Raw genomic sequence first — 26636 nt, 5'->3', positions numbered from 1 at the left:
TCTTAATCCTCCACAAGCGCGTGTTATCTGTGTTAGCTGCTGTTATCGGCTTGTTCGAACAAATCAGCCTTATGATTGATAAAGTATAAAATCTCGTTGGTTTGCTGTAGACGTGCTTGACTCATGGAGACGATGGAGGTCTCGAGCTGCTGGATAATAGGCTGAAGCCGCCGACTACGGCTGGAATGCATGTACATGGAGAGCCGTTGCCGAATTCCTTCAATTTCAGCGTCACTATACTGAGCATTTAATTTCCATCGTTTCGCAACACTTCGAAGCTCACTCGGAGTTACCTGTATGGTATCAGCAGCGGCGGAGCCAGTTGCATTAGATAAAGCCCCGGCCAATGCAGATAATGAACTCACTGCACCGGTAATTGCATCGGCAATTCGATTTTTCACTTCGTCTAAGAAATCTGTGGAAGAAGGGACCCGTGGTGAATCTACAGGCTCACCCGTAGCTCCATCGAATAAAGGGTTGGAGATATAGCCGTCTTTAAACTTGTAGTGGTCCATAGAGTGGTAGTTAGGACCGCCAAAAGAATCACTAATTTTATTCTTGATACCATCGAGACCCTTTAGACTAGTGTCATCCGGGTTAGCATCTTTATAGTTAGAGTCTATATAGTACGTTGATCCTACATGACCATCATAACCGCCGTATGTACCACTACCGACGATGTCTTTCGGATGGGCGAAATTGATAATCTGATAATCGAATCCGCCTTCTTCAGCTTTTCTTCTCATCTCTGGTGTTAAACTACCTACAACTGAGGGAGCACTAAAGGTAACGGCGGTCATCCCTGTATAAGCAGCAGCATATTGTGCATTAGCACCACCCAGGGAATGGCCTGTCAAAGAGAAGTCGAGATGTTTGTACTTTTGCTGCATCTCTTTAGCGTAGTCTTCGGCTTGGTATAGTTGCTTTGGTCCAGAAAGCGGGAACATTTTGTTCATTCCTTTCGATACATCACCCATCCAGTTGTTAAGTTTCGTTATACCAACAAAATCTTCAAATTTGGTTATTTGACTATCCCAAGGACGCGGGATTTCGTTCTTTCTGCTCAGTTCGTTTAATCCGATTCCAACATCATTGAACAAATCGGGGGCGGCTCTTTCAAATCCTGCTTTTTTTATGTCTTCTGTTCCTCGAAATGCAATGACAGCTTGATTCGTTTTTTCATTTACGAAAGTTATAGCATCGAAACCAGTTGAACTATCGCTTCTAGTGTTCTCTAAGACTTTCCAATCATCAGAAAGTCCCTCGAGTTCTGATTTTTCTGTAAGGTTCCGATAGGCAAGTGCTGACATAGTTTTATAGGTCTCATCATTTACCTTGGAATGTTTCCCCAACTACAATACCTCCACTAATTTATTTTTTCTTGATAGAAGGATCAAACCCCTTAGCTCTAATTGCAGCAGCTAATTCTGGGCTCATTACCATATCAGCTTTTTCATTTGTTTTGTAATTCACAGAAATGCTAAAATATTGCTTTTCATCGCCGATAACATTTCCTTCAAATATGACTTCGGAAGCTACATATGTAGGGAGGAGGCTTTCACCTGTTATTTCAACATCCAATTCATATGTATCTTTTAAATACTTGATTGCAATGGGTTTAGCCTTGTCGATGATTGCTTGCTCCTCTTTGTTGTAGACAACTTCCTCGTTAGTATCTCCGTTATTTTTTTCCATCCGTTGGCATCCTCCAAGCATTAAGATGATTACAACAAATCCAAGCAGTACCATATAAAAGCCGAATCTGGCTTTAATAATAATCAACTCCTTTGATTGTGACTAACATTATGTAAATGGGAATGGTGACTTGGTCTTCAGATCGTATATATATTAATTGTATTCGGTTTGATTTTCAATATTTGTAAATGTTTAGTTCGTTAGTATGGTGCGACATGGTACTTAAACGGTACTTAGATATGATATCCTGAGTCAAAAGTTATACTCTCCCGATTACATTCCCTTTAAATATAACTTGGGAAGCTACATATGTAGGGAGCAGCTGTTCACCTGTTAGTTCAACATCCAATTCATATGTATCTTTTAAATATTTGATTGCAATGGGCTTAGCCCTAACGATGATTGCTTGCTCTTCGCTGTTGTAGACGGCTTCGTTGTTACTACCGTTGTTATATTTCGTCTGTTGATATCCCCAAAGTATCAGGATGATTACAACAAGCCCAGACAGTATCATATACCAGCCAAATCTGGTTTTGATAATAATCACTCCTTGGATAATCATAGATACAGTTAATACTGGTTTTCAGATCGTATATATATTAATTGTACTCCGGATTAAATTCAATATATTGTAAATTATCAGTTCGTTAGACTCATACCCACCATGACTGAATCATGAAACAACAAAACTGCTCTTCAAAAAAAAGTATTTCTCCAGATTTCCATAAAAAAGAACCCGCGCCAAGCGCGGGTTCTTGCAAGTTATTCACTTCCTGTTGCTACCGGATTCTCGCTATAAGAAATCCAATCACTCCAGCTGCCCCCATACAGCTTTACATTCCTGTATCCTGCTTCTTCTAGGGCTAGCACGTTCGGGCAAGCAGAGACGCCGGATCCACAGTATACGATGATATCCTTGTCTTTTGGGACATCGCGGAAGCGGTGCCGAATCTCCTCTAGGCTGATCCAGCGTCCTTGCTCATCCAAATTGTCTTTCCAGAAGTAATTGACGGCTCCAGGGATGTGACCGGCAACCGGATCGATAGGCTCCTCAATGCCTTCGTAACGGGGTTGCTCCCGAGAATCGATAAGATATGCCGATTCGCTATGTAACGCTTGTTTGACGTCCTTGACATCAACCAGCATATGGTGCTGAACGTCCGGTTCATAATGTCCCGGAATGACGACTGGTGTTTCAGCGGTCACGGGATAATTTGCGTTCTTCCATGCTGAGAAGCCTTGATCCATAATATAAACATGTTTATGACCCGTGTATTTTAACATCCACCAGAGCCGGCTGGCGATCATGCCGCCTTGATCATCGTATATGACAACCCGCTTGTCCTTATCGATGCCCGCTTGGCCCAGCTTGCTCGCAAATTCCCTCATATCCGGCAGGGGATGACGTCCGCCATGCAAGGAAAGGGGGGAGGAGAGGTCTTGATCCAGGTCCAAGTAGACGGCTCTCGGAATATGTTCCTCCTCGTAGGCGAGCCTGCCTGCTTCAGGCTGCCCTAGTGTAAAGCGGCAGTCCACAATGACCAGATCCGGCTCAAACATTCGGGCGAGGAGCCACTTCATGGATACAATATATTTCATAAAGAAAGGCACCGCCTTTTGCTGGTGTGTATAGGATTCATATCAGGCCGCGGCCATCTGCTCCATAAATTGATTCAGCTGACCAAACGATTTAGATATGGTGGTCGTTGCTACATCATGCTTGGCAGAAAGATCGGCTTGAGTAACTGAAATATCAAGCGCTCGTGTGAAAAGCTGGTCCAAAGCCGCTTTAAATCCTCCTGATTTGCGGAAGCGCGGAGACTCTTTCAGACAGAAGCCGTTCCAAATAATGAGCATGTTATAAAGAACAAGCATTTTATCATGATCGTTGTACTCATAGTCATTGTATAACTGCGGGAACAGTTCTTCCGCCAGCTCCCGATAAGAATCGTTATCCCATTTCATTTCCCTTAGCGCTGCCATAAACTCAGCCATATTCGTCGGCGGATTCAGCATAGCTTGTTTCTCTTCTGGGGAAGGCTCGATATGATGGGGTTGTCTCTCTGCCTCACGGTCTTTTTCAAGACAGCATCTTTTGTATTTTTTGCCGCTGCCGCAGTGACAGGCATCATTTCTACCTATCTTGTTCAAAAATCTCACTCCTCAAATGGTTGTTTAACAGAAAATGAACTACTCATCTATATCATCATAAAAGATAAAATAAAATTTGACCACATCTTGACCGGGGATTCCCGTACATTTTCAATAATTTCTTTAAAAAAAAGTAAAATCTAAGGCTTATTCCCTCCTTTAACGAAGAAAATAAGCCTTTTTTTGGATAAAGTGCATGTTTTTCGATTTAATTCGAAATAAGTGCGATTGTCATTTTACCAAATATAGAACCGGTTTATGCTTTCTGATATCGATTCCGGTCGTTTCCGGAAAAAGTATCTATTTGATCGAGTTTACAATGAGAGATGTGTAGGCAGCCGCTCCTTCAGGCTCCAGATGTACACCGTCGGATCTGAAATATTCCGGATGATCTTTACTTGCTGTGTACCAATCGACAAGCGTCGTATTCGGGAATTTCTGGCTGGTTTCAGCCAGCATGGTGTTTACGTTATGCTCCCAATCTCTTGGAACTTTGGTGTTAACAAGGAGAACCTGTTTAGCCGTACTCAGCGAACTAAGCAGAGATTCTAGATCTTTTTTGGCAAAAGCCCCGTTTGTCCCCAGCCCTATAATGACAACGCCGTCAAGCCGTCCTTTGGCTTTGAGTCCCGAAATAAGCTCATCGGCATCACGCATTTGTCGACCGATCTTGGCGTCAATCATAATGCCGGGCAGCTGTTTTTCCAAATATGGAGTAACCCCAACCATAACTGAGTCGCCTATTGCCGTAATGGCTGATCCGTCTTGAGGTTTTTGGGTATGCTGACCATCTGCTTTCTCAGAGCTATTAGGCTTCTTGGTCGTGCCGCTTGATGGTTTATTTTCTGGAGTCTCGGGTTTTTTCGGTTTTTCAGCCGGTTTCTTTCCTTCTGATGTACCCGGTTTGCCGGAAGTTTGGGCTTTATTCTCACCGTCATCCGTTTTTTTAGCTGGCGGATCTTCAGGTGTTTTATTGTTTGGTGGTACGTTAGCAGTGCTTTCTTCAGGTTTTTGATTTGCCTCTGGTTTCTTTTCGGCAGTTCCATTCTGAGAATCGGAAGGAGCTTGGATGCTTTTATCCTCCTCAGGTTCTACAGCTGGTGCACCAGGGGGAATAAGTACGTCCACGTAAGCTTCTTCAGATATTTGGGGTGTGGTTGCACCTGAGACGCTATTCATCATGCCTGCAGTAAAGACTCCGATCACGATCAGCGTACTGCATGTAACGATCCAGTTTTTCAAAGAGAGTCGACCTGGACGCCAATGGGGATGACGGATTTTTTTCCAGGCCGCCTTTAGGGCCCCATGTCGAATCGGTTGTTCGATATATTTATAGGACAAGGAAGCGATAAGAACGCTGGCTGCAATTTGTAAAAATGTGTGCAAGGTGCTATTACTTTCAGGGCTTCCGTAGCGGCTCGTAAGAATGATAATTGGATAATGCCACAAATATATTCCGTACGATCGAACACCGATCCATAGCAGCGGCTTACATCCTATTATTTTTGCCAGCCATGATGCCGGATGAGCCAAGACAGCAATGACGATAGCAGAGGCAATGGACAGGATGACCATACCGCCTTGGTAAAGAGTTTCATCATAGCGATCCGTTGTCCACATCATAGACAGGACGAGGAACAGGGCTGCTGCTCCGACGATATCCAGCCCCAGGCGTCCAGAAAGCGAGACCTTGGCAGAGAGCCTGTAGCTAGGCCAGATGATAGCGAGTGCAGATCCGATCAATAGTCCAAAGGCACGGGTGTCTGTACCGAAATATACACGGCTTGGGTCGGTGCCAGGCTCGTAAATCAGTGCCATGCCGATGGCTGAAATACCAGCAAGAGCACTGATATAATAAAACAATTGTCCTCGGCGCGGAAACAGATGAAGACCGAGCAGCATCATGAGCGGCCATAATAGATAAAATTGCTCTTCTACCGCCAGGGACCACATATGTCCCAAGGGAGAAGGGGGACCAAAGGATTCAAAATATGAAATGTCTTGGAAAATAAACTGCCAGTTGCTTATGTATGTGACAGCCGCTGCAACTTCTCCGCGGAGTGTTGACAGTCGGGAGGGATCAATTAAGGTAACCCAGGCAACAACGATGATAAGCATTACGAACATGGCTGGAAGAAGTCGCCGGAATCGTCTATACCAGAAATCTTTCAGGTCGATTCTGCCGTTCAGACGCCACTGCGATGCCAAAATATCGGTGATCAAGTAGCCGGAAAGCACGAAAAATATGCTGACTCCTAAAAAACCGCCAGGGGCAAAGTCAAAGCCCCAATGATAGCCCATGACGCCGAACAGCGCCAAAGCTCGAAGTCCATCCAGTCCCGGCATGTATCGGAATTGTTTCTTCATTGGTTCAGGCATAGGCTGTCACCTCTGCCTTGCACGAAATATGAAAGTTTTTGTCATAAAAAAAACAGGGTGTCATCGTGAAGTTCATATTCACAAAAGTCTGGGTGTCGTTATTCAAATAGGTCATTTGGAACATGCTGAAACCTTCCCTTTCCAAAACAAGATGTCATAGGTTAATACTAGCATTACAGGAATAAAAGTAGGTGACAAAATGGTAAACCTCAGGAAACATAACGATGTCAATAAAAAGACAGAATTTTAACTAAAGGCTTGTGTCGAAATAAAACGAAAATTGGAAAGGTGCGGCAATTCGAAGTTACACAACTTCGGCTGCAATAGAAAGAAGAGGAGGTGATTGTAACCTCCTCCTAACCTTTTGATATAAATACCAATAATTACTAGACCCCTGATCCCTCCCTTTTCTTGAAAAAAGATTTGAGAGCTTCGTACACTCCACCTTTATCTTTGATTACATAATATAAAAACTGACTCATCTTGATGTTCTTGTACGCAGACATCAAGGTGCTGCTTCGATTGTATTGGTTGACCTCGCCATAACCGAACATATTGCTTACTTTGAGCAGTTCACCAATCAGCTTTACACATCGCTCATTATCGGAAGTCAGGTTATCGCCGTCTGAGAAATGGAAGGGATAAATGTTGTATTTGGAGGGGGGGTAGCGAGAGTGAATAATTTCAAGTGCTTTAATGTAAGCGGAAGAACAGATGGTTCCCCCGCTCTCACCGCGAGTGAAGAAGTCTTCCTCAGTCACTTCTTTGGCTTCTGTATGGTGGGCAATGAATACAATTTCAACTTTTTCGTATTGCTGACGCAGGAAGCGTGTCATCCAGAAGAAAAAGCTGCGGGCACAATACTTCTCGAAGGAGCCCATCGAACTGAGTGTACCATAATTAACTATAAGTTACTATACGATAAATTAGCTGTATTTTGCTTTACAATGATATTATGAAAAATATGCAAAAAACAACAGATGGAGGACTCAAAATTGAATAAGCTAATCGTAACATATCATATAAATAATGAATTTGCAGGTTCTGACCGTTTAAAGATGAGCGAGCAGCGTGTAGAACATATTGACGTTGAGAGCGATCTGAGGGACTCTAAGGAGCTGGTTCATACAGAGGTTAAACAAAAGCTTAGCGAAGTTGAGGGACTGCCTCTGGAAGAAATTAAAGTGACTGGAATGGCTATGGTCCGTTATACCAGGAGGTGAGAAAATTTTCTTTTGATATTCTTAAACGAAGATTCTGAATTGATGGCAAAGTGTCTTCATACAGCCATTTCTGAAAACTCTCAGCTTTTGGTTGATTAGTTTGACCCATAACTCTGTACAGAGAATAATTTGATACAAACTTCTCACCAGCATTGTTCACGAATCAGCTATTGCAAATCTTATCAAACAGAATAGACAAACATTTAGTGATATCAAGGCTAGTTGTAGATAAAAATATTATCCATATTAATAATTAGAGATTGCCAATAGAAGAAGGAGGCAGACTTGTTCTACTGGGCAATTATCAGAATTTTTAAAATGATTCATAGAAGACAAAGCAAAAACTCTCCCAAATCAATGGAGAGTCTTTTTTTGTCCTAGTGCTTTCTTTGGCATTCATTTTTAATTTGAATCAGATTCAATAACTCTAACCTCAAACAGATCATTTGGAGTGACATCAAAGTAAGCACACAGTTTAGCAATAAGTGAAGCAGGTATCCTTTTGCTTTCCATATCTTTATTGTGTACAAGCTCATTTATTGTACTTCTGCGATGGTCAATATCTTCCGACAGCTTTAAGGCTGAGATTCCATGTTTATCAAGTAGCTCACCCAATTTGGAGTAAAGGACAACACGATTAGTATCCAAATAGAAACACTCCTATATTAGTTTGAAATTAAGTATTGACCGTTAAACGTTCATATGGTATATTTTAAATGTAGGGTTGAACGTTAAACGGTCAATGTAAATGTATTATACCATAAATCACATAACTTTATAACTCAATTATGGAGGTATCCAGCATGTTAAAGCAAGTGACTATTTCTCACATCTTGAATGTACTCGAAATTAACCCAAAGGCATACGAACTTATAGCACAAATTGAATTCTTGCTCCGTACTGACGAAGAGCGTTCCCGCTTCCTGTACGAAGCAATAGGTAGGGATGGTAAGGAGATTAATAAGATCCTAAACAACATAAGACGAGACAAGATAAGTTGTAATTGTATAAGCTTGTATGCCTTTATAGCTGAGTGTGAGCATGATGAAATGTTGGCTATAGAAAGTCTGCTGCAGGAGCGTATAACGGAAGCTAAGTATTCCAAACTCAAGCAATCAGGAATGACACCTATAGAATTATTCAGTATACATAAGCGGAATCCTTTTGCTCGACTTATGGGCATTCTATTATACGCCTAACAAGGAGGTGAGTGTTTTGTATAGAACAGGAAGGTTAATTGAGGGTAAGTTGTATTTAAAAACACGTCAGGGTAACTGGGTGAGTATTGAACTTATTTTTTCAGATTGGAGTGATAAATTTGACAATAGTTAACGTAACGCTTGATCCATCAAACAAATCACCAGGTATTATTTTAAGTAATGATAATTTGACGCTTTCCTCTAACCGGAATTCTTCATACGTTATAGCAACTCACGGTAAAACGAAAGGTAAATGGTATTGGGAAGTTAAATTCGATAGCGGTTCAGCTATAAGCATTTATATCGGAGTTGGAAATATTAACTTCAAGATTAGTTCGAGTAATTGGTCAGCTGTACAAATTAGGGGCGCTGTCCCTGGGGACACCATTGGCCTAGCATTGAATATGGATGATTACAGGCTCAGATATTTTAAAAATGGGACTGAGTTGACGGATCTTGAGCGTAAGATTGAGCATCTAGGTGAAGGAATTTTTCCATTTCTTAACAGTGCTAGTACTGCCCCTAAATCTGCCACCATTAACTTTGGATCAACCCCTTTTAAGTATCCAATTCCGGAAGGCTACTTACCGTATATTGATTATCATGTACGACATGCTCTGTTTACAAAAAACAATCAAAGTTTTAGTATTACTGATCCTAAGCCAACCGATCTTGTTCCCAAAATGACTTCTAACACTCTTCCTAGCGGAATTGTTAAAGCTAGTTCATCAGCTTCTGCTGGAAGTGAGTATCGTGTTTTTGATAAAAATAAGTCGGGAGCAGTATGGGTAACCAGTAAATCTAATAGAACAGGCTGGATTCAGTACAGCTTTCTGAATAAAACAATAGTAAATAGATATGGAATCACACCCCAACTAAATGCTATTGATCGAGCGCCAAGAAGTTGGATACTATCAGCATCAAATACAGGCATATTCGATGGTGAAGAAGTTGTACTAGATGTCAGAGAAAACTACCCTGATTGGAATGATGAAACAAAATACTTTGACATCCCAAATAATACTGATTATCTATTCTATAGACTAACTATTACTGAAAATAATGGAAGTCCCGATTACACAGGATTAAGTGAACTTGAATTGTTCTACCGTGAGACAAAGCTAGTTAAACTTTCTTCTCAAACCGAAGAAGACTTTATTAAGCATGGCTTAGATATGCCGATAGATGTATGTAGTTTTAATGGAGAAGTGAGTATTAATAAAAACAGTAATGATCTAGGTTCAGGTAAAACCTTTGAACATACTATTGATCTGTCGAAGCGAAAAACGAATAAGATTTCTCTCAACGGAAGCTAAACCAATAAAAGTTTTTATGGCTAACACAACTAAAAAGAACAGGAGTGAAATTATTGAGAATTGAAAATGTTACATTAGATTCTGATAATAGTTATGGAGATTTTGATTTATCAACTACTAAATTAACTGTTTCAAAAATATCCGATAGTGATCGAATTGTTGCAACACATAGTAAGAGAAGTGGAAAATGGTATTGGGAAACATACTTCTCTGCGGCAGATACAAGGGAAACTAGAATTTATTTTGGAATTATAAGAGAAGGGAAAATGCCTATATTTTCAAGTATGCCTTTAGATGATAATGTAAGAATGTATTATGGAGGCGGTACGAAAATCCCAGAAAAAACTCCGTATGGCTCTAGTATTAAAGTTGGAGATACTATAGGTATTGCTCTTGACATGGATAATTACACATTGGAGTTTTATAAAAATGGTGTATATATGGGTGTGTCGCATACAGACCTAAATTATCTTGGAGAGGTATATCCTTTTTATGCCAGCACTGGAGCGCCAACATCATATAATTTAAGAATCACCGTAAACTTTGGAGCCACTCCTTTTAAATATCCTATACCTGATGGATTTGAAGCATACAATATATATTACGATAATAAGGCATTAATTTTTGCTAATAACGCTTACGCTTCCATTAGCAATGCCCATTATAGTAGAAAAGAAATTAAGTCCATTTCTGCAAGTAGTTATTTACATTCTGGATATATACCTGAATATGCATTTGATGGAAATATAAATAAAGAATGGATTTCGTCTACTGGAGACTCTAATCCTTGGCTTTCTGTTGAGCTAAAAAACAAGCAGAAGGTGTATAGCTATTTTATTACCCCAAGACAGTATCTGTCTTCATCTCCTACTACATGGACATTTGAAGGAAGTAATGATGAGACTGCTTGGACAGTCTTAGATAGGAGAGATGATGTTACTTGGGAAATATCTGAAACTAGAGAATTTGTAACAGAAAATAGTGGAGATTATAAGTATTATAGAATCATTGTTGAAAAAACATTAGGAGGCTCCTTCGGCTTGGCTGAGTTTTCATTAAAATATGCAAGAACTTTTTTGATGGGGCTTGACGGAAGTGAGGAATCATTCATTAAATATGGAATAGAGGATGATACACAGATTAATCTAAATGAATCAATTTCTACAGTAAAACACTATAATAATAAAGCAGAACCATTGGGATCAGGTAAAGTATTTAAACACTCCATTGACACAACGAAAACTCCAATTAAGAGACTAACGATTGAGTAAATGATTTATTACTCAAGTGGAAAATAAAATGACCATTTTATCGAAAAAAAATGATGAGCTAGGTTGAAGAACAGAAAGATATTATACAGCCTAGATCGAGAAGACAAAAAGAATCAACACGTAATTGTGATGGTTCTTTTTTTATGTTGGACGTTGTGTACAACTGTCTGCAATTTGCGTATGGTAAAACTGATTTCTATATTGGAAACGAGTACCCCTCAGTTTGGGAGCTACCTGAAAGGGTGTGTGTTTAAATCACCCCCTTGAGAGTGTTCGGATTCGGCATTTCACCGTAACTTAAACATTTATAATTTTCTGACCTTTCGATTCAGAAGGTCTAAAAGGCGTGTCACCAAATGTCACCCAGTTATGACGTGATCTAATCATCCCGTCTAGATCCCATGTAATCTCAACATACCCCACAATAAACAAAGCCCTTTAGACAGCCTTGTAGAGCCTGTGGTAAGATGTGGTAAGTGGTTCAGTACATCAAGATTGGGGAGTAATGTGAGTGTCTGGGGTAGTAAATGAAGAAAAAGGGAAGTAAACGAATTCCTTTATTAAGTGAAGGTATACTGATAGCGATTTTGACAGCTATAGGTTATGCGTGTGCGTATTATTATGATAAAGGATACAAGGGATATTATTTAGTACCAGAAGAATTCATCGAACTAAATATTACAACAATAGTAAAGGTTATAAGCTTAACGATTGTAATCAGTATGTTCTTGTTCGTTTTAGTTGACAGTTTAACTATCCCAATTAGGCAATTAAAGTCAATAAACAGAGCCATTGCGTATAAAGTTGATGAACTGCTTAGATCATCTTTGCTCTTATTATTTATGTTCTTATTTTTTGAACTGAACATAGCATCAATATTGCTTTTTCTTATTGCTGTTTTTGGGGAAGCCATGATCTTATTTGTTTTACCTATACTTCAGTTTAGAAGAGTTAAGGGTTACAAAGAAAAGTTGGAAGCCTCCATATCATGGGAGGAGGAAACGAATCAAAGTCCACCTAACGGTCTTACAACAACGATCCTTAGACGCTTAGGTTATAAAAAACTCAAGGTAGTCTTTTATTGCTTATTCGTATTAGCAACAATCCCTAACCTATCTATGATTGGAAATCATAATGCGGCTAAACAAACAGAATACATGATAATTGAAGGGAATCCAAACTATGTTGTTGTAGGTACATATAAAGATTATGCTATTGCAGCTGAATTGAATATGGAGAATAAAGAAATAAACCCCAATTATAGGCTAATCAAAAATGAAAACTTTAGAGCAAGGATATACAATACTGGAAAACTTAAAGTGGCTGAACCTATAGAATTGTTTAAAGACAAATAAACCTAGTTCATAATTGAGCTAGGTTTATTTAGTAGAGTAATTCATGATTAGTCTATTTTTTTATGTAGGATCGATCTAATAACAGATGTTGCTATAGTTTAGTACGCACAGCGTTTTAATCGTGATGTTAGCGCCTTCGATGAATAATCGTTGAATAGTAGGATGATTGATAGAATCAATTGTACGTTAGAATATAATCAAAGAAAGGAAATATGAAGTTTCTTTAATCATTTAAATCTAAATTATATGTCTTCCACTTTCACATTCATGTTATGATACGATACGATTTTGGGATATTAAAAAAACCTTATAGAATAAGGAGTCTTACTTTTTAGGGATGAAAGATAATCGTTAAAAAAACAGACGAAAACCCCTTTATTTATAAGGGTTAATGAACTGTATAAATAGTAATAATTACGATTTAATATACGATGTTAAATTAATAATAGAGTTTTCCTTTATTTATAAGGGTTTCTTACGTTTATACGAGACGATAACGATATGCTTATATCGTGTACGATGTGAATGCGAGGATGTCCTGTTCTTCCAGTTGGGATTATTGAGCGATCCACAATTTGGTTATACATAAGGATATTTCTATTTCTACAAAAGGTAGAATTAGAAATTTACATAACACGGGAGAAATATTCATCACTTCACAATGGTGATATCACTCCTGTAAAATGACAAAATATAAATACAACATAATATAAATTATGTTGTAAAACAGACCCGTAATTAGTATAATCATATTATGAAATGCAACATAATTTATGAAGAAACGGTTATTATATAATGCAACATAATTTACAGGAGTGGTCACAATGCTGAAGCTATTTGAACAATATCTGATAGACCAAGACAAAAGCGATAATACGATTAACAGTTACGTATTAAATGTGAGAGGATTTATGAAATGGTTTAAAGAAAGCAGAGGAATTGAGTTCAAGAAGCTATACAGGGAGAATGTGAAAGAGTACATAAGCTATTTAAAGACAATAAAGAAAAATAGTCCATCTACATTGAATACTAAGATAAGTTCACTTATTAAGTTTAACGAATATCTTATTGATGCTGGTATCCAGTCGGAACAAATGATAAGCAAAAAGGATATGATGAAGATACAACGTCAATATGCTTCATTAACTAATGTTGAACGTACTGATGTTGAGAAGTTTAGACAATTAGTGTTAGAGAGTAATTCGAAACGGAACTATGCAATTGTATCATTGCTTGCATATTGTGGTTTGAGGATAAGCGAGGCATTGAATATTAGGATGGATGACTTTCATTTATCCTCTAGTGAACTTGTAGTGACCGAAGGTAAAGGTAGTAAGTCAAGAACAGTTATGTTGAGTGATAAGGTAAAGGCAGCACTTCAAAGTTGGATAAGAGAACGAAAAGAGAAGGGGATTCAAAGTGAATACCTGTTCCCAAGCAACAGAGGAACAAAACTAAACAGAACAGTGATAAACAAGTTATTTAATGAGTATTCGAAGGTTGTAGGTAAAGAGATCACTCCGCATGATCTTAGACACTTCTTTTGTACGAATGCTATTGAGAACGGAATGGATTTTCATCAAGTTGCTTCACAAGCTGGACATAGTAACATACACACAACAATGCTTTATACGAATCCTAACAAACAGAAATTACTTGAGATGATGAATAAACTATAAAGCCCTAATCAATGGGCTTTTAATTTTATCTTGGCAGCCTATGGATTATGAATTGTTCGCAGCAAACAAAAGAAAAAGAAGCCTAATGCTATAGGCCTCTCTGTCTTGGGTTAGGCTGATCACGAAGTATCCACCATGTCTTAGCTTTCTTCTCTGCTACTATAGTACCAGCGACACATAACCTCTTGATATAGTCTTGATGAAGACCCCACAACTCACTGGCTTCCTCTGTGGTCATGAGTTTGCTAATTACTTCATCTAGTTGTTCTTCTAACCTTTGTCTATCCATATTGCTTGCTCCCCTCAATGTTAGGTGTTTTTATGTCTAATCATCATAAAGACAGATGCAATTGCACCTAATACACCGATCATCTGAAATGCACCATCGTAACGTGGATATGGCAAAAATATACTTACTGCAAATGATAAAGCTAGCAACAACCAGGTAACCTGATTTCTTGTCATACTATTCAACCTCCTTAATTGTTTATTGTCAATATCTTGTTGTATGTTGATTATATGCAATGGGAATGTGTATACTTGTTGTAAGGGAAGACTAGGGGAACTTTATGCTCCCCTAGCTGGTGTAACCCCTTAGTGCTTGGAGTGTGTTACCTTTCGAGGAGGTAATGCACTCTTTTCATTTGTTGATGGTTCTTGGTGTATCAAGCGTTCAGCCCGTTCCTTCCTTCTAGCCCTTTTTTCATCGAGGATGAACTTTAGCCAGAAGCCGAATACGTTTAGTGCCGTTAGGATAACAGCTATGTATTCATTCATGTTCTCACCCCCCTCACCCTTACAATCTAATTATATCATGATATCGGACATAATACAACGACTTTATAGTTATTTTTCATATATTTATTTAAGGTGATGGGGGGGGTAATATAAAGATGGAATTGGAAGCGAGTTCCATAAAATCGCCATAGCACATTCACTCCCACACCAAGCATAATTTTTGACAATGTAGTTTCAAACTACAGCATCAAATCAATTGCCAGATGTAGCGTATCAGATTATCATTGCCAGATGTGGCAATATCACACTGAGTAATACCTTCTCAACATGTGCAAAGGGTATGGGGAGTACATTTACATCAAAAAAGCCGATTAAATTTACAAATAATGCCCTAGCACATCCTTTCACACCCGAAGGTTAAATTTTGACGATATCTCCAAGAATGTCTGTTTTCTTTGAAAAACTGATAAAAATTTAATCGAAAGAGCGTAATTACGCACAATACCCCATTTAAATAGTTTTTTTTGATATATTTGTATTTTATTTGACAATTCTCGACTTGCATTTAATTCTAATAGAGGTATATTGGTAATATGAAACAAATAATAAATATTTTAGGAGGCGAAAGTTTTGAAAAAGAAATTGCTAATGATTTGTTCAAGTCTCGTTTTAAGTCTTACTCTAACTGGAACTAGTTTCGCTGCCGATAGTCAGCAAGCAACAAACCAATTTAGTGGTTTTAGTTATAACTCAAATGAGAACGTTTTCTCTGTTGGTTCTGATTTGAAAAACGCTAAGGTTTCCAAGGCTGACTCTCATCTCTCACTCTCATATTCTTTAGAGGGAAAAAATGTCTCAATCGAGGCAGATTATTATTCTAACATTGATTTTGAAGAGTATACTGGTGAAGCAGTAATTAATGACTCGACTATTCTTTCAGCAACTGTTATTACAAATGAAAATGGTTTGAGTGGTTTAGTTTATGATGAACAACAAAATGTGGACCATGGTTTTGTTATTGACTACAATGGTGAAATTAATAATAAGTCCAATGAAGTAATAAGTACATTAAATCAAGCGCAAACAGAAGAACTACAGATTACATTTGAAGAACCTCAGATCGGTACTATGGCTGCATCTAGAAATTTTGTTGCCCATCTATCACATAAACCTGTAGAGGGCGCAGGAGTTAGAACTGGTTTTAATGAAGGTTGGTTACATTACACAAGGTATACAAATAGTCCTGATGGCATTAGAATTTATTTTGATAAGCTTGTCGCCTCAATAGAAACACTTGGATCTCCTTTTGCTTCCTTTTTAATTAAAAACGAGGATGCAGCGTATGGCATACTTTACACAACTAATATCAATGAAGTTACTCAAGAACAAAAAACCTATCCAGTTAAAACAACATCAACCAGTGCAAAGAATTTCATTTTTAAAACTAAGTCTGCAACAAAGGCAACTGTTGGCGGTCTTCCGATTTATGGATGGAGTGGTAAAGAGATAATCTTACAGTAATATGATTAATAGAAGGAGTTTAAGATGAACAAAGATTGGAGAATTATTCAAGCCATAGTAATATTTTTGATTTTATTAGATGGCTATAACAACTTTAGTTATTATTCCAGCGGTGATAAATTTGAAATTCTCAATCTGTCATTAAGCTCTTTTTGGTATTTACCACCAGTAATACTAGCGGTTTTCGTTGGAATTTTAGTTATATCCTATTCTTTTTTGAGAAAAGATATTATAAAAAAAATATTGGCTTTTACTATCATGATACACAGTATCTATCTAATTACTTTTTCGTCACTAGCTTATCTACCTTTGTTTAATAATTACTGGTATTTATTTTTCCTTACCTTATTCGTTAGTGTTATTGAGTTTATGGTTGGAAAAAGAATGCTCAGTAAATAGAGATGATCAATTTAAATTGAATTTCTTAGCCCGCCCTCATTACAAAAAAAGTAATGGGGGCTTTGCTTATGTCATAATTAATTTCCCAATATTCCTTTAAAAACCCTGCAATCCTTCCTTTCTTAATTGGGTCACTTTCAGCTTCTCCCCTACGCATAGAAAACCCAAGCACTCAGAAATTAGAATGTTTGGGTTTGTGGCTGGAACGCCATTTCCTTATTATTTCATTGTGTTCCTCTTCACTAATATGGTTAGGATTAATGATATTTACCTTTCTTCTTTTCTCCCCAAAAGAATAACCGACACGATTAAATGTAATCATTTCTATATTAGCCTTTGGAATTAACGTTTTATTCTCTGCAGACTTTCCATAAGTATCTCCCACCATCAATCCACCATCAATATTGGGATTTACGATAAATCTGTCTTTAATTATTTCACCATTTTTTAAGTGAATGTTGACCATAACTCTGTCGAAGTAAACATTAAGAAAAAACATGCGAACAAAAGATATTAAAGCTGGATACACTGTTAATAAGAAAAGTAAGGCAAGAAAATAGAGTGGATTGTCAACTTTATTTAAGTCAAATAAAACAAGCAAAGTGTGTTCTAAGCCTAACTCATATATATTATTTATTTCATATAAAATTACGTTTACACCTAAGCCAAAGTAAAAAGAGAGTAGGGCACAAAAGACGAGATTTATAATAGTAATGACTATTGCATATGCCATGCTAGTTTTAGCTTTCGCTAAAGTTAACCTTCTTTTTAGGAAATTCTTAAATATTGGAGTGAACGACAATAAAATTAGTATAAACAAAAATAAAGTTATTAGTGGAGTTATAGGATTTACAAAAATGAAATTTATAACCTTCAAGCTCAAACTAGTCCTGTTTGTTTCAAAACCAGCAGCAACAGTAAAATAAATTAACAAGACAGAAGTAAAAAGAAACCAGTGAACGATTCCTCTAAAACCTCGATTAACACTGTTCATAAATTGCTGTTCTTCTTTGGAGTATCTACCCAGAGCAGAAATAAGCCCTATTATTCCTGTGACCAGAACTGTAGACTTAAGAATGATATCAATTAGTGCTATATCAATAACCCCCTATAAGTTTCTAACTATAGTATCGCCTGAAATTGGGGAATTTTCCATATTAAAAGTAGTGGTCAAATTGACCACCACTGATAACGTGCTTGGGTTCAACATTTTTTGGGGAACGGAACTTCGTTCTCCTTACAGATGTTCAGACGTCGGAACGTATTCGAGAAAAGTCTATGATTAATTCACATACTTAAAATCCCCTTCAATATTAGTCAAAGGGGAGCGGGATTCAAATTTGAATTGGGGTGTCATGTGTCACATTCACTTACTTTTATATAGTCCGAAATTACACATAATAGATTATTGTTAAAGCTATAGGGGAGGGGAGTTAAGTAGTGAGAAGGGAGGAAAGCAATACAAGCACATATATACCCATATCACTTTCATAACAGTTGTTTATTTTTTATTTATAATTTGTATATATTTATTTATTGATGAAATATACTACTGGGTAACTCAAGTTTCCTTTCTCGTTGTAATGGAGCGGGATATTTTCTTTTTCTATTAGTTCATTATTCAACTTTTGTTTGTTTAGTTTATATTTGATCATCAAACCACCTATTATTTTTTTTAACTGTCTACGTTTGAGTTCATACAGCCATTTATCTTTATCTTCAATCGAAATGATATCATCTTCTTTTATTCTTCTGTCTCGTTTCCTCATTTCAGAGTCAATATCAGCAATGTCTAATGAAGTATTGTCGATGATCCTTTTTTCTGTTACCCATCCGAATTGTTCTATGTATTTTACCATCGTTTTTTCTAATTCAAGACAGATCATCTCATTCAACTCTGATAATTTTTCACCTTTACGCATTGGAAATACACGATCAGCTTCATCTTCTCCAAGTGTTTTCAATATCATCTGTCTATCAAAATTACCAACAGTCATTCCAAGGTTCTGAAATTGTTTAGCTAGTCTTTCAACATCTTGCATGTGTGTAGCAGCCATAGAAGGGAGAGACCAAAAAGTGATCAAATTTTTATAATGCTTTTTCTCTGCTTCAAGTTTAGCTCTTTTTACGTACTCTAACGGTAATTTGTCTGTACCAATACGATTAAGCAGTTGAAGGTAAACCAGTAACGACAGTATAACTTTTAGTCTCTTCTCCTTACTGCTTTTGAATCTATCAAAATCACAGAATCTATCTAGTCGCTTTAAAATGTGATTAACAGATGCATAGAATACAGCCTCGTTTGATTCTTTTGTCTGTATAAGAGTTGAAATATTCTCTAAGGCAATCAGATGGATCTCTCTTAGAACAGAATAATAAAATGGAGTCCGTAACAGGGAGTTTAAATATGGATATGCTTCCTTGATGTATTCTTCATCACTCAACAGTTCTAGGTTCTGTTGAATCAAGTTTTCGATTTCAAGTTGCCATTCAGATTTCTGAATTGTGATATTAAATGAATCAAGTAAGTATTTTAATGATTTTGGTTTATTAAGTTTGGTTAAGCGTTCTGTAACTTCTATGATTGTTCCAGTGAACGGATTACTATCGCTCCTGCACTTATACCACCAATAACCCGTATTGGGATCTTGATATATATCAGATGATGGACTCTTCTCATAATGGAATATGTCAAAACAATGTTTGTACTGTATACCGAGATAATCATGTAGGTTAATTCGTTTTAGATAGTCGTATGCTTCTTTACGTGATGATACTGTAATTGGTAAATATTCTTTATTCATTCTTTCACTTATATAAGTATATTTACTTTTAATGATATCTATATTGCTTAGTATATTTGTATCTTGTTGGTTATTGTTGGTCTGAGGGGGGATATTATTACCCCAATTATTCTCTATATAAGGACTATAACTTATTGGGGTTACAATATGGGGGTCATTCTTCAATCGGTTAGAAAAATCAAATGTATGTAGTTCAGTTCCCCCAAAGAAGATACGATTAGCTTCAAATGTTGATTCATCTGCAAATGGATACTTTTCGAAAAGTTTATCTGTATTAAATTTTAATATGTTTATATTATTGAAAGGCTCTTCAAACGCAAACACAACTCTAAATTTAGGCCACTCATTTGTATGGCTGAAGGTTTTATACATGAACATAGCGGTATCTACAAATTCTTGCTTCGCTTCTTCCCATGTCATTCTAACATCTTTAATCTTCTTCTTTAACTTCTTGTCATAATACCCATTATCAATGTCTAAGCATACAATCTGTTGTGATGTCCATGACTCTGCAGTACGTCTTAATTTACCGTTTACCTTTGTTGTAATGTAGCCAGGAACGAATGATTTACCTTTAATGATTTCTTGTGCAAGTTGTTCGGGTTCGAGATCAACAGGATTTGCTAGGACTGCTTTATTGATTTCGTATCTTATTGTTTCAGGCGTGGGTTTATGACTGTACATCGTGTTATCAAGCAATAACTTTATATTAAGCACCTCCGTAATAGTTTTGTATCAGATATTAAGTAATTGAAGAATCAAATTCGCATAATCCTACTAATATCTATTATTTAATTGTATTTAGCTAAATGAGATATGTCAACTCTATATTCATCCTTTGACGATCCTTATTTCAGGAAGCGGGATGCATGTTTTCATGTCTATTTCCTTGATTAATTAATAGGGAAATCAAACATTGATGACTATCAGATGTATTTGTATAGGAAGCGGGTTGCTATCTCCATTTCATTGATTACTTATTATTATTTCAACTTAGAATTGATTTAGGATGGAGTATGTTAAACATACGTCATCAATGAGGGCGTTTCAATCGAGGGCATAGGAGATCATATGTCTGTGGTGGAGAATATGATTTTAGGCTGCAAGGTTGGTGGTGTGGACCAGTGAAAAAACACCCACAAAAAAGCCTTATGTGTCAAGGGTTTTAGAGGTCGATTTTTTGGCTTTCCACACCAATGACCGTGGACAGAATTGTCCAACGAGCAGTGAGAGGTCGTAAGAGAATTATTACAAACAATGGTTCATTTTTAACACATCCATAATAGGACAAGATACCGTCAATTTGAGGGCTGCTGATATCAATATAGATAAATATAAACAAATTATTGACATTGATTTCATCGGCTGATAAGATTGGTTCATGAGTTGTTCCAAGCTGATTGATACATAGCGAATTGCGGAAGGTAAAGGAGCAAACCTATAAGTCGGAACGAAGCCAAGGATAAACCCCTTGGGGCTTAAATATAGTGGGAAGGAGGAATGACGTATTTACGATATTTTTAGTGTATAGAAATGTAAGTGTAATAAGATAATATTGGATTGTAGCTTGTTGGAATGACTTATATAAGTGAATATATACAAAATAATAAGAAAGAAGGTAGCAAGAGGATGGAAATTACACCAATTTTTACTTTTGAGAATGGTTACAGAAAGACTGGAGAATCCTTTGATTTAGAGAAGGTTACATCACAAGATATTGAAAGATTTTTGAACATCGAGTACATAAAAAATGGTTTCAAAAACGATGGAAATATTACTTTTGTCGAAAAGGATAATAAAGAGACTATATATAAATATTCTGATTTGATAGCTTTGACTTTTCAATTTTCTAAATAAGGAGGCTGTAACGGTGAAAAATTATTATATTTCATTGAAATTTGAGGACATAACATATAAAAACCCTATTCATTCTTTTCCTGAGAATTTAGATATCGTTAGATTCATTGCTACTAGTAGAGAAAACAATGCACCATTTATTGATGAAACAAACGGAGTCAAAAGAAATTTGGCTGATTTGAAATCAATTGAAATTATTTTCGAATAAATATATACATAATAGGAGGGGTTAAATGAGTTTAGGGTTAATATTAGCGTCATCAAATAAAATTATGATTGGAGCCGATTCAAGGCTTTCAATGACAATGAATGGTCTAAATTATGCTGCAGGGACTGCAAGAAAGATTGAGCAAATCGACAATTCAGTTGTATTCTCTAGTGGTCATGGTGTAGTAAGTCGCAGAATTATGGATTCATTTAAGTCATGTTCTGCTAAAACGGTGGACAATTTAAAATTAATCATGATTGAAGAGATGAACAAATATTTAGAGGAAAGTAAAAATTTCAATTTTAGTGAAGAATATGATTTTAAAAAGAAGCTTGTGGCTGATATGACTTATTGTTGTTTTGAAAACAATTTACCAGTTATCTATAATATTTGTTCCAGAACAAACTATAAGGTAATTAGAGAAACATGTACCAATGAAGAATCAGCCTTTGCAGCAGTTGGGGTTCAAGTAGAGGAAGCGGTAAGTTTAGCAAAGCAACTGAGAAACAAACTTTCGCCACTAGAGCTGTACCCAGAAGTATACTCTCGTCTTGCTAATGAACAAGTTGGTGGACAGCTAACCGTATATACTCTAACTAACGGAAAAGTAATACATAATTTGACTTGTCCTATTTTAGACAGAAAACCGATACGTCGATATGAAGAACAATTTAATTTAACTAATGAAGACGGTTTTTTTATTGATAAAAATGTCAATGGAACAATGGATAGGGTTGTTTGGCTTGATCTTGATGGAAATTTGAATGCCAAAAGCGGACATTTCAAAGATAGTTTCATTACAGATGGTCAAATCGTGGGTGCTACTCTAAAGATTGGTTCAGGCAACCATGTATTTAAGGCTGATTACAATGGAATTTATCTAGGGTCTGAGAATTTTAACGATGCGCCATTTAGGGTAGGTCTAGATGGAATTTTATATGCAAAATCTGCTCATCTTAAAGATTCATTTATAACTGATGGAGAACTGGTTGGGGGTTCTTTGAGGATTGGTAGTGGCGATAGGGTTCTACACGTTAATAAAGATGGGATTTACCTTGGAAATGATAATCCTAATTTGGCGTCGTTCTGGGTAACCCCCGAAGGTAAACTATATCTTCGGGGGCCAAACGGACAGCTCTTTATAAACACAGAAGACGGATTTGCTGATTTTAATGGGATGGATGTTCGGGGGATTGGTGCTATTGACGCTGAACTCTTAGCCGCTAATATGCTTTCTGTACAAGATGGGATTATCTCTAATCTAACAGCAGGGAGACTGTCTACGTTGACCAATGCCGCTTTGAACAATTGGTCAAATTATATTCGTATTGAAGGAAATAGTACAGCGTATATCACGGGTAAAGTTAAACCTGGAAGTGAAGTCCACAAAACATTATCGGATGGAAGACCACTATATTGGGTTTCTTCTGAAAAAAAAGGGTTAATGACTGTTGAGCCGACAGCTTGGCCTGTAATGGTTTATGATATGGAAGAGAAAGAAAAAATGAAGTTTTATTTTGAAGGAGATGGACAAGAGGCATATCCTATCATTGATATGGGCGAAGGGGATTTAAGGGGCTATGGAAAAGGCTCCATAATAAAACCCAAAGGTTCCTTTGATCTTGTATACTCGAACAGTAACTACGGTCGGGAAAGAAGTTTAAAGCTGCATGATGACGGTATATCAGTTATATCGGAGAATGGACAATTTATAGCCAAGAGTAAGGATTTCAATTTCATTGTGGATCAGGGAGAATATAAAATAGGTCTGTCTAATGGGACGATTTTTGAGGTTTCACCAACTGGTGTAAATATGGATATCCAAGGTAACATTAATATTAAAGCCACAGGTGTTGTTACTATCAACGGTCAACAAATCAAACTTAATTAACTCATCCAATTAACCGATAATAAAGTAAAAGTCTGTTTATCCATACTTATTATCGGAGGTACATAACATGAAAAAAATCGTTTCAAAAGTTCCAACATTTGCACTAGGTTTGTTTGTAGGTGTGGCATTAACCGCTGGTACAGTAGTTGGTGCTGCATCCTACCTTAAAGCAACTGTCTATGATGTTAAAATTGTCGTAGATGGGGAAGAGGCAAAATTAACAGATAAGCCACTGAACGTAAAAGGCAGAACGTATTTACCTGTACGTGATACGGCAAATGTATTGGGGTATGATGTAGCTTCGGTGACTTCTTCTAAGATTGAGCTGAAAGAGTCAAGCACAAGTTCAAGTACATCAATTAATAATTCAGGCAGTAAGACAGACAATGCGAGTAACAAAGGCAAATCTAATAGTAAGGGAGTGTACGTTAAAAACTTGAGAGAGACATATTCAACCGATGGAAAGTTGGACGCTAGCAAGATTCGCGCAGACTTGAACAGCGGGAAACTTGACGTGAATTCGCATGACGAGGCTGGGAACACACTGCTTCATTATGTGATCTTGGAAGACAATTTCGAGGCATATAAGGCCATCAACAGAAATGCACTCAACGTAGATATTCAAAACAAAGATGGGAAAACGCCGCTTCATACAAGTGTAATTGAGAAGAATGTCTTCTATTTTTCTGAGTTAAAGAACTTAAAAGCAGATGCGACAATTAAAGATAAAAACGGTCTACTTCCAATTGACTATGCTCAAAAGAATTCTATTTTCGAACTGGGCTTAGAAGCGTATATGATGTAGAGGAGGGACTAAATGCCCGGAGTTGCATTAAACAACGCACCGATCCAGCAAGCAAGTAAATCAAGTCATGTATCATATGTAGAGAAATATAAGATTGGTACAGAGTGTGCCAGTAGGGACGAATATGGTAATTGTACCAGTGAGAGAGACGTATACACTACTATAACCCATTACACAAATGCCAAAATAACTGGAACAGTAAGTGGTTCACATAATGTCTTTGTTAATGGGTTATCGGTTTTAACTGTGGGCGATCCCACATCAGAACAGTGGGTAGCTGACCCTTCTCCAAGCCCAAAGAATGGTGGTTCAATCATCTCTATAAGTCCAGGAACATCTGGTAGTGGACAGGGAAGCGTTGCGGTGGGAAGTCCAAATGTATTTGTAAATGGTAGGGCATTGGCTCATATAGGTTCAAGGGTCAACACTCACTTAGGAACACAAAGCTCAATAACATCAGGTAGCAGTAATGTGCTTGTCAACTAGCATGTAACAGAGAGGGCGTCTACTATAGGCGCTCTCTTTTTATTATGGTATAATTACCCATGACAATAGAATGGCTAATATGGGCGGTCGGCTAGTCTCCCGGAAGGGAGGTGATGCCAGTGGAGGTTAAAGATGCTATTACGTTAATGCTGATGTTCGGCATGTTCATTTTGGCGCTTCTGACCTACATCAAAAAGAAATAGACCGCCCCACGGAAAGGTAGCGGTCTGTTACTTGGACTAAACACCTTTTTAAGCCTACCGCCCTTAAAAGCGGCTGTTGTTAGGGGAGTGAGGATGTTGGTAGCATCTTCGCTCCTCTTTATTATATACATATTGTACCAACATTATTACCCGTTTTCAAGCATTGTGAATGCGCAAATGTCCAAGATTACTTTTTACATAAGAGGGAAAAGTTTGCTTATTGTACTGTTTTCATCAAGCAGTTCAAGTTCAGTGATTTTTTTTCTGAGTAAAGCTGAAAGCTGGAAGACGTGATTTACTGAGTTAATGATATAGTCATGATTCTTCCCTCTTTCTAAGTTTCCGGTTGAATGCATAACGTCATTCCTCCATTTAACGACTTCTCTTACTCTCTCAATATCAATATTTTCTAAACTTCGATTACTGAGGGTTAGCTCTAATAGACCAGACAGTTTCATGGAAAGCGTGAATTCATTAGGCAAAAACTTCTTTATTTTCTTTTCACTAAACCCCTTATATTTACGAAGATATAAGTGTAAGAACTGGTTAAGCACAATTTCTAAACCTATTACTGATTCGGCTACTGCTAATCTGTAGTTATTAGAGCCAATGTGACCAGCTGCATTAATTATAAACTCTCTTTCTGGAGGTAGCGGAATTTTATTTTGCAATGCAGCTTTGATATTGTTCCATCTTGCTATTTCCAGTTCTACTCTTTGAATTGTTTCTCTATTTTGTAACGAAAAATAATATTTCTTAACCTCATCTTCAAAATCAATAGGAATTACTGGAATCCAATTATCTCCATGATCATGTGATTTGTGTACCTTCCATAGAAATATTACTTTTTCGAATTCATTAAATTCATAAAAAAATTCATGTATGTAGGGGACAAATCCAAAATTACGAATTGTGTACATAATTTTGTTTGTGATAGCTAAAATCTCTTTGAATAACTTTTCGTTGTTGTTATCACTCAGATGGGCGATTAATGGATTTGCATATTCAGTATTTTCAAGATCAATAGCAGTAATACTGATCATATCCATATGTCTAAACGGCTTGATTTTACTTTCTTTGTATTGGAAATCGTGAACAGGCGTTGAAGATTGAAGCGAAACATCTATTTTCACACGATTTTTATAGACATAATCAAACTTCGGTAACTCTAAGTCTTCAGGCTTGTCACAGCTAAAAAGAATGTTTGTGGGTATTCTCCAATTAAGTTGCATCAAATTCACCGTCCATTGAAGTTGTGTTTACCTGATTTTAACACATAGAAACTATAGATAGTTGAAATATGAGAGCTTATATAGATAAACATATACAAAACAAATATATTATGGTATTATAACTTTGGGAGCGGATAAGTATCCCGCTTCAATTCAAACAGTAGTGAGGTGGATCAATGGATTAGAGCATAGGGAGATTCATAAATCTTGATGAAAGATGTGTT

General features: G+C 37.1%; 27 protein-coding genes and 1 pseudogene. 14 read left to right on the top strand and 14 right to left on the bottom strand.

Annotation, left to right across the window (positions count from 1 at the left end; all coding sequences use genetic code 11):
• Positions 1-32: 32 nt before the first annotated feature.
• From C8268_RS03925 to C8268_RS03895, 7 genes and pseudogenes are all read right to left on the bottom strand, one after another.
• Positions 33-1310 (bottom strand): Tle-like phospholipase domain-containing protein, encoded by a 1278-nt coding sequence (locus tag C8268_RS03925; RefSeq protein ID WP_106769830.1) that lies wholly within the window; start codon positions 1308-1310, stop codon positions 33-35.
• A gap of 61 nt (positions 1311-1371) precedes the next feature.
• Positions 1372-1695: a hypothetical protein gene (locus C8268_RS03920; protein WP_106766469.1), complete on the bottom strand. Its 324-nt coding sequence runs from the start codon at positions 1693-1695 to the stop codon at positions 1372-1374.
• 259 nt (positions 1696-1954) lie between these two features.
• A complete protein-coding gene (locus C8268_RS03915) occupies positions 1955-2242 on the bottom strand; it encodes a hypothetical protein (protein ID WP_158702667.1) in 288 nt (95 codons plus the stop codon).
• A 215-nt stretch (positions 2243-2457) separates the two neighbouring features.
• Positions 2458-3294, bottom strand: a complete 837-nt coding sequence (locus C8268_RS03910; RefSeq protein WP_106766467.1) for a sulfurtransferase — start codon at positions 3292-3294, stop codon at positions 2458-2460.
• A gap of 42 nt (positions 3295-3336) precedes the next feature.
• Complete coding sequence (locus tag C8268_RS23055; RefSeq protein ID WP_234032661.1) at positions 3337-3846, bottom strand: YecA family protein; 510 nt, start codon at positions 3844-3846, stop codon at positions 3337-3339.
• A gap of 300 nt (positions 3847-4146) precedes the next feature.
• Entirely contained in the window at positions 4147-6225 is a 2079-nt protein-coding gene (locus tag C8268_RS03900) for an acyltransferase family protein (protein WP_106766466.1), read from the bottom strand.
• Positions 6226-6611: 386 nt separating this feature from the next.
• Positions 6612-7118 (bottom strand): annotated as a pseudogene (locus C8268_RS03895) (DUF444 family protein); the annotation flags it as partial.
• 102 nt (positions 7119-7220) lie between these two features.
• On the opposite strand from C8268_RS03895, the gene C8268_RS03890 reads away from it, so the two are divergent.
• Positions 7221-7448, top strand: coding sequence for a hypothetical protein (locus C8268_RS03890; RefSeq protein ID WP_106766465.1), 228 nt, complete (start codon positions 7221-7223; stop codon positions 7446-7448).
• Positions 7449-7850: 402 nt separating this feature from the next.
• Here the strand turns inward: C8268_RS03890 and C8268_RS03885 are convergent, their stop codons facing one another.
• Entirely contained in the window at positions 7851-8096 is a 246-nt protein-coding gene (locus tag C8268_RS03885; RefSeq protein ID WP_106766464.1) for a helix-turn-helix domain-containing protein, read from the bottom strand.
• A 155-nt stretch (positions 8097-8251) separates the two neighbouring features.
• Between C8268_RS03885 and C8268_RS03880 the strand changes: the two genes are divergently transcribed.
• The 5 genes from C8268_RS03880 (at position 8252) to C8268_RS03860 (ending at position 14268) form a co-directional block, all read left to right on the top strand.
• Positions 8252-8647, top strand: a complete 396-nt coding sequence (locus tag C8268_RS03880) for a hypothetical protein (protein ID WP_106766463.1) — start codon at positions 8252-8254, stop codon at positions 8645-8647.
• 119 nt (positions 8648-8766) lie between these two features.
• A complete protein-coding gene (locus C8268_RS03875) occupies positions 8767-9963 on the top strand; it encodes an SPRY domain-containing protein (RefSeq protein ID WP_106766462.1) in 1197 nt (398 codons plus the stop codon).
• A gap of 53 nt (positions 9964-10016) precedes the next feature.
• The gene (locus C8268_RS03870) at positions 10017-11234 is read left to right on the top strand and encodes a discoidin domain-containing protein (RefSeq protein ID WP_158702666.1); all 1218 of its coding nucleotides are present in this window, start codon (positions 10017-10019) and stop codon (positions 11232-11234) included.
• Positions 11235-11761: 527 nt separating this feature from the next.
• Positions 11762-12589, top strand: a complete 828-nt coding sequence (locus C8268_RS03865) for a hypothetical protein (RefSeq protein WP_106766460.1) — start codon at positions 11762-11764, stop codon at positions 12587-12589.
• Positions 12590-13413: 824 nt separating this feature from the next.
• Positions 13414-14268 carry a tyrosine-type recombinase/integrase gene (locus C8268_RS03860; RefSeq protein WP_106766459.1) on the top strand — a complete coding sequence of 285 codons (855 nt, stop codon included), beginning with the start codon at positions 13414-13416 and terminating at the stop codon, positions 14266-14268.
• Between the two features lie 88 nt (positions 14269-14356).
• Here C8268_RS03860 and C8268_RS23460 read toward each other — a convergent pair whose 3' ends face one another.
• From C8268_RS23460 to C8268_RS03850, 3 genes are all read right to left on the bottom strand, one after another.
• Entirely contained in the window at positions 14357-14506 is a 150-nt protein-coding gene (locus C8268_RS23460; protein ID WP_420094265.1) for a helix-turn-helix domain-containing protein, read from the bottom strand.
• Positions 14507-14577: 71 nt separating this feature from the next.
• Positions 14578-14733 (bottom strand): hypothetical protein, encoded by a 156-nt coding sequence (locus C8268_RS22595; RefSeq protein WP_158702665.1) that lies wholly within the window; start codon positions 14731-14733, stop codon positions 14578-14580.
• 129 nt (positions 14734-14862) lie between these two features.
• On the bottom strand, positions 14863-15045 hold the full coding sequence (locus C8268_RS03850) for a hypothetical protein (RefSeq protein WP_106766457.1): 183 nt from the start codon (positions 15043-15045) through the stop codon (positions 14863-14865).
• 591 nt (positions 15046-15636) lie between these two features.
• Here C8268_RS03850 and C8268_RS03845 point away from each other — a divergent pair.
• Together C8268_RS03845 and C8268_RS03840 are read left to right on the top strand one after the other, a co-directional pair.
• Complete coding sequence (locus C8268_RS03845; RefSeq protein WP_106766456.1) at positions 15637-16527, top strand: S8/S53 family peptidase; 891 nt, start codon at positions 15637-15639, stop codon at positions 16525-16527.
• Between the two features lie 24 nt (positions 16528-16551).
• A complete protein-coding gene (locus tag C8268_RS03840; protein ID WP_106766455.1) occupies positions 16552-16926 on the top strand; it encodes a hypothetical protein in 375 nt (124 codons plus the stop codon).
• 172 nt (positions 16927-17098) lie between these two features.
• Here C8268_RS03840 and C8268_RS03835 read toward each other — a convergent pair whose 3' ends face one another.
• Together C8268_RS03835 and C8268_RS03830 are read right to left on the bottom strand one after the other, a co-directional pair.
• A complete protein-coding gene (locus C8268_RS03835) occupies positions 17099-17920 on the bottom strand; it encodes a hypothetical protein (protein WP_106766454.1) in 822 nt (273 codons plus the stop codon).
• 535 nt (positions 17921-18455) lie between these two features.
• Positions 18456-20429, bottom strand: a complete 1974-nt coding sequence (locus C8268_RS03830) for a hypothetical protein (RefSeq protein ID WP_158702664.1) — start codon at positions 20427-20429, stop codon at positions 18456-18458.
• A 930-nt stretch (positions 20430-21359) separates the two neighbouring features.
• Between C8268_RS03830 and C8268_RS03825 the strand changes: the two genes are divergently transcribed.
• The 6 genes from C8268_RS03825 to C8268_RS23050 all read left to right on the top strand — a co-directional run bounded on the left by C8268_RS03825 (position 21360) and on the right by C8268_RS23050 (position 25180).
• Positions 21360-21587, top strand: a complete 228-nt coding sequence (locus C8268_RS03825; protein ID WP_106766452.1) for a hypothetical protein — start codon at positions 21360-21362, stop codon at positions 21585-21587.
• A 13-nt stretch (positions 21588-21600) separates the two neighbouring features.
• Positions 21601-21795, top strand: coding sequence for a hypothetical protein (locus C8268_RS03820; protein WP_106766451.1), 195 nt, complete (start codon positions 21601-21603; stop codon positions 21793-21795).
• Positions 21796-21820: 25 nt separating this feature from the next.
• Positions 21821-23686 (top strand): hypothetical protein, encoded by a 1866-nt coding sequence (locus C8268_RS03815; protein ID WP_106766450.1) that lies wholly within the window; start codon positions 21821-21823, stop codon positions 23684-23686.
• 67 nt (positions 23687-23753) lie between these two features.
• Positions 23754-24491, top strand: a complete 738-nt coding sequence (locus tag C8268_RS03810) for a stalk domain-containing protein (RefSeq protein WP_106766449.1) — start codon at positions 23754-23756, stop codon at positions 24489-24491.
• Positions 24492-24503: 12 nt separating this feature from the next.
• Positions 24504-24977 (top strand): PAAR domain-containing protein, encoded by a 474-nt coding sequence (locus C8268_RS03805; RefSeq protein ID WP_199794806.1) that lies wholly within the window; start codon positions 24504-24506, stop codon positions 24975-24977.
• Between the two features lie 119 nt (positions 24978-25096).
• Entirely contained in the window at positions 25097-25180 is an 84-nt protein-coding gene (locus C8268_RS23050; protein WP_234032954.1) for a putative holin-like toxin, read from the top strand.
• A 194-nt stretch (positions 25181-25374) separates the two neighbouring features.
• Here C8268_RS23050 and C8268_RS03800 read toward each other — a convergent pair whose 3' ends face one another.
• The gene (locus C8268_RS03800) at positions 25375-26412 is read right to left on the bottom strand and encodes a hypothetical protein (protein WP_106766448.1); all 1038 of its coding nucleotides are present in this window, start codon (positions 26410-26412) and stop codon (positions 25375-25377) included.
• Positions 26413-26636 lie beyond the last annotated feature (224 nt).

Source organism: Paenibacillus faecalis (assembly GCF_900289175.1).
Taxonomy (GTDB): domain Bacteria; phylum Bacillota; class Bacilli; order Paenibacillales; family Paenibacillaceae; genus Paenibacillus_AQ; species Paenibacillus_AQ faecalis.
This window is presented reverse-complemented; position numbering and strand designations above follow the sequence as displayed.

What these genes read in the sequence shown, in the direction of transcription:
- C8268_RS03800 (WP_106766448.1), bottom strand. Translation starts at nt 26,412, where the DNA reads ATGCAACTTAATTGGAGAATACCCACAAACATTCTTTTTAGCTGTGAC.
- C8268_RS03925 (WP_106769830.1), bottom strand. Translation starts at nt 1,310, where the DNA reads ATGTCAGCACTTGCCTATCGGAACCTTACAGAAAAATCAGAACTCGAG.
- C8268_RS03835 (WP_106766454.1), bottom strand. Translation starts at nt 17,920, where the DNA reads ATGAACAGTGTTAATCGAGGTTTTAGAGGAATCGTTCACTGGTTTCTT.
- C8268_RS03805 (WP_199794806.1), top strand. Translation starts at nt 24,504, where the DNA reads ATGCCCGGAGTTGCATTAAACAACGCACCGATCCAGCAAGCAAGTAAA.
- C8268_RS03810 (WP_106766449.1), top strand. Translation starts at nt 23,754, where the DNA reads ATGAAAAAAATCGTTTCAAAAGTTCCAACATTTGCACTAGGTTTGTTT.
- C8268_RS03920 (WP_106766469.1), bottom strand. Translation starts at nt 1,695, where the DNA reads ATGGAAAAAAATAACGGAGATACTAACGAGGAAGTTGTCTACAACAAA.
- C8268_RS03850 (WP_106766457.1), bottom strand. Translation starts at nt 15,045, where the DNA reads ATGAATGAATACATAGCTGTTATCCTAACGGCACTAAACGTATTCGGC.
- C8268_RS03825 (WP_106766452.1), top strand. Translation starts at nt 21,360, where the DNA reads ATGGAAATTACACCAATTTTTACTTTTGAGAATGGTTACAGAAAGACT.
- C8268_RS23460 (WP_420094265.1), bottom strand. Translation starts at nt 14,506, where the DNA reads ATGACCACAGAGGAAGCCAGTGAGTTGTGGGGTCTTCATCAAGACTAT.
- C8268_RS03865 (WP_106766460.1), top strand. Translation starts at nt 11,762, where the DNA reads ATGAAGAAAAAGGGAAGTAAACGAATTCCTTTATTAAGTGAAGGTATA.
- C8268_RS03900 (WP_106766466.1), bottom strand. Translation starts at nt 6,225, where the DNA reads ATGCCTGAACCAATGAAGAAACAATTCCGATACATGCCGGGACTGGAT.
- C8268_RS03815 (WP_106766450.1), top strand. Translation starts at nt 21,821, where the DNA reads ATGAGTTTAGGGTTAATATTAGCGTCATCAAATAAAATTATGATTGGA.
- C8268_RS03860 (WP_106766459.1), top strand. Translation starts at nt 13,414, where the DNA reads ATGCTGAAGCTATTTGAACAATATCTGATAGACCAAGACAAAAGCGAT.
- C8268_RS22595 (WP_158702665.1), bottom strand. Translation starts at nt 14,733, where the DNA reads ATGACAAGAAATCAGGTTACCTGGTTGTTGCTAGCTTTATCATTTGCA.
- C8268_RS03910 (WP_106766467.1), bottom strand. Translation starts at nt 3,294, where the DNA reads ATGAAATATATTGTATCCATGAAGTGGCTCCTCGCCCGAATGTTTGAG.
- C8268_RS03880 (WP_106766463.1), top strand. Translation starts at nt 8,252, where the DNA reads ATGTTAAAGCAAGTGACTATTTCTCACATCTTGAATGTACTCGAAATT.
- C8268_RS03840 (WP_106766455.1), top strand. Translation starts at nt 16,552, where the DNA reads ATGAACAAAGATTGGAGAATTATTCAAGCCATAGTAATATTTTTGATT.